The sequence below is a fragment of the Aeromonas taiwanensis genome (genome assembly GCF_000820165.1).
Taxonomy (GTDB): domain Bacteria; phylum Pseudomonadota; class Gammaproteobacteria; order Enterobacterales; family Aeromonadaceae; genus Aeromonas; species Aeromonas taiwanensis.
The window spans coordinates 1-2,811 of record NZ_CDDD01000103.1 but is presented as its reverse complement, the minus strand read 5'-3'; the positions used below and the strand labels follow the sequence as shown (position 1 = coordinate 2,811).

Here is a 2,811-nt window from a genome sequence, read left to right as displayed (position 1 = left end):
GTAGTAGAGCATGTAGTTATTCGTTCTCGGTATCTGCTACAAGTCTCTGAACACTTCTTGGGTGTTGTATGGTTAAGCCTCACGGGTAATTAGTATGGGTTAGCTCAACACGTCGCCGCGCTTACACACCCCACCTATCAACGTTGTGGTCTCCAACGGCCCTTTAGGACCCTCAAGGGGTCAGGGATGACTCATCTCAGGGCTCGCTTCCCGCTTAGATGCTTTCAGCGGTTATCGATTCCGAACTTAGCTACCGGGCAGTGCCACTGGCGTGACAACCCGAACACCAGAGGTTCGTTCACTCCGGTCCTCTCGTACTAGGAGCAACTCCCTTCAATCATCCAACGCCCACGGCAGATAGGGACCGAACTGTCTCACGACGTTCTGAACCCAGCTCGCGTACCACTTTAAATGGCGAACAGCCATACCCTTGGGACCGACTTCAGCCCCAGGATGTGATGAGCCGACATCGAGGTGCCAAACACCGCCGTCGATATGAACTCTTGGGCGGTATCAGCCTGTTATCCCCGGAGTACCTTTTATCCGTTGAGCGATGGCCCTTCCATTCAGAACCACCGGATCACTATGACCTACTTTCGTACCTGCTCGACCTGTCCGTCTCGCAGTTAAGCTGGCTTATGCCATTGCACTAACCTCCTGATGTCCGACCAGGATTAGCCAACCTTCGTGCTCCTCCGTTACTCTTTGGGAGGAGACCGCCCCAGTCAAACTACCCACCAGGCACTGTCCGCGAGCCCGATTCAGGGCCCTGCGTTAGAACATCAAACATACAAGGGTGGTATTTCAAGGACGGCTCCAGCGCAACTGGCGTCACGCCTTCAAAGCCTCCCACCTATCCTACACATGTAGGTTCAATGTTCAGTGCCAAGCTGTAGTAAAGGTTCACGGGGTCTTTCCGTCTAGCCGCGGGTACACCGCATCTTCACGGCGAATTCGATTTCACTGAGTCTCGGGTGGAGACAGCATGGCCATGGTTACACCATTCGTGCAGGTCGGAACTTACCCGACAAGGAATTTCGCTACCTTAGGACCGTTATAGTTACGGCCGCCGTTTACCGGGGCTTCGATCAAGAGCTTCGCTTGCGCTAACCCCATCAATTAACCTTCCGGCACCGGGCAGGTGTCACACCCTATACGTCCACTTTCGTGTTTGCAGAGTGCTGTGTTTTTGATAAACAGTCCCAGCCATCTGGTCACTGCGACTCCCGTCAGCTCCATCCGCAAGGGACTTCACCAACAAGAGCGTACCTTCTCCCGAAGTTACGGTACTATTTTGCCTAGTTCCTTCACCCGAGTTCTCTCAAGCGCCTTGGTATTCTCTACCCGACCACCTGTGTCGGTTTGGGGTACGATGACTTGTAATCTGAAGCTTAGAGGCTTTTCCTGGAAGCAGGGCATCAATGGCTTCCGCACCGTGGTGCGTTCGTCTCGTGTCTCAGTGTTGTGTCTCCGGATTTGCCTAGAAACACCACCTACGCACTTTCACCAGGACAACCGTCGCCTGGCCCACCTAGCCTTCTCCGTCCCCCCATCGCAATTACAAGTCGTGCAGGAATATTAACCTGCTTCCCATCGATTACGCCTTTCGGCCTCACCTTAGGGGTCGACTCACCCTGCCCCGATTAACGTTGGACAGGAACCCTTGGTCTTCCGGCGAGGAGGCTTTTCACCCCCTTTATCGTTACTTACGTCAGCATTCGCACTTCTGATATCTCCAGCATACCTCTCGATACACCTTCGCAGACTTACAGAACGCTCCCCTACCACTCACGCTTAGCGTGAATCCGCGGCTTCGGTGCCTGGTTTGAGCCCCGTTACATCTTCCGCGCAGGCCGACTCGACTAGTGAGCTATTACGCTTTCTTTAAATGATGGCTGCTTCTAAGCCAACATCCTAGCTGTCTGAGCCTTCCCACATCGTTTCCCACTTAACCAGAACTTTGGGACCTTAGCCGGCGGTCTGGGTTGTTTCCCTCTTCACGACGGACGTTAGCACCCGCCGTGTGTCTCCCGGATATTACTTACTGGTATTCGGAGTTTGCATGGGGTTGGTAAGTCGGGATGACCCCCTAGCCCAAACAGTGCTCTACCCCCAGTAGTATTCGTCCGAGGCGCTACCTAAATAGCTTTCGGGGAGAACCAGCTATCTCCGAGTTTGATTGGCCTTTCACCCCCAGCCACAGGTCATCCCCTAACTTTGCAACGTTAGTGGGTTCGGTCCTCCAGTTGATGTTACTCAACCTTCAACCTGCCCATGGCTAGATCACCCGGTTTCGGGTCTACACCTTGCAACTAGACGCCCAGTTAAGACTCGGTTTCCCTACGGCTCCCCTATACGGTTAACCTCGCTACAAAATGTAAGTCGCTGACCCATTATACAAAAGGTACGCAGTCACCCCGAAGGGCTCCCACTGCTTGTACGTACACGGTTTCAGGTTCTATTTCACTCCCCTCACAGGGGTTCTTTTCGCCTTTCCCTCACGGTACTGGTTCACTATCGGTCAGTCAGGAGTATTTAGCCTTGGAGGATGGTCCCCCCATATTCAGACAGGATGTCACGTGTCCCGCCCTACTCGATTTCACATCAAGGTTGTTTTCGTGTACGGGGCTATCACCCTGTATCGCCGGCCTTTCCAGGACCGTTCCACTAACTTCCAAGATGCTTAAGGGCTAATCCCCGTTCGCTCGCCGCTACTGAGGGAATCTCGGTTGATTTCTTTTCCTCGGGGTACTTAGATGTTTCAGTTCTCCCGGTTCGCCTCGCTACGCTATGTATTCACGTAGCGATACC

Annotated in this window: 1 rRNA gene; it reads right to left on the bottom strand. The window is 53.5% G+C overall.

What is annotated here, in order from left to right:
• Positions 1–68: 68 nt before the first annotated feature.
• A 23S ribosomal RNA gene (locus tag BN1136_RS18915) occupies positions 69–2,811 on the bottom strand; the annotation flags it as partial.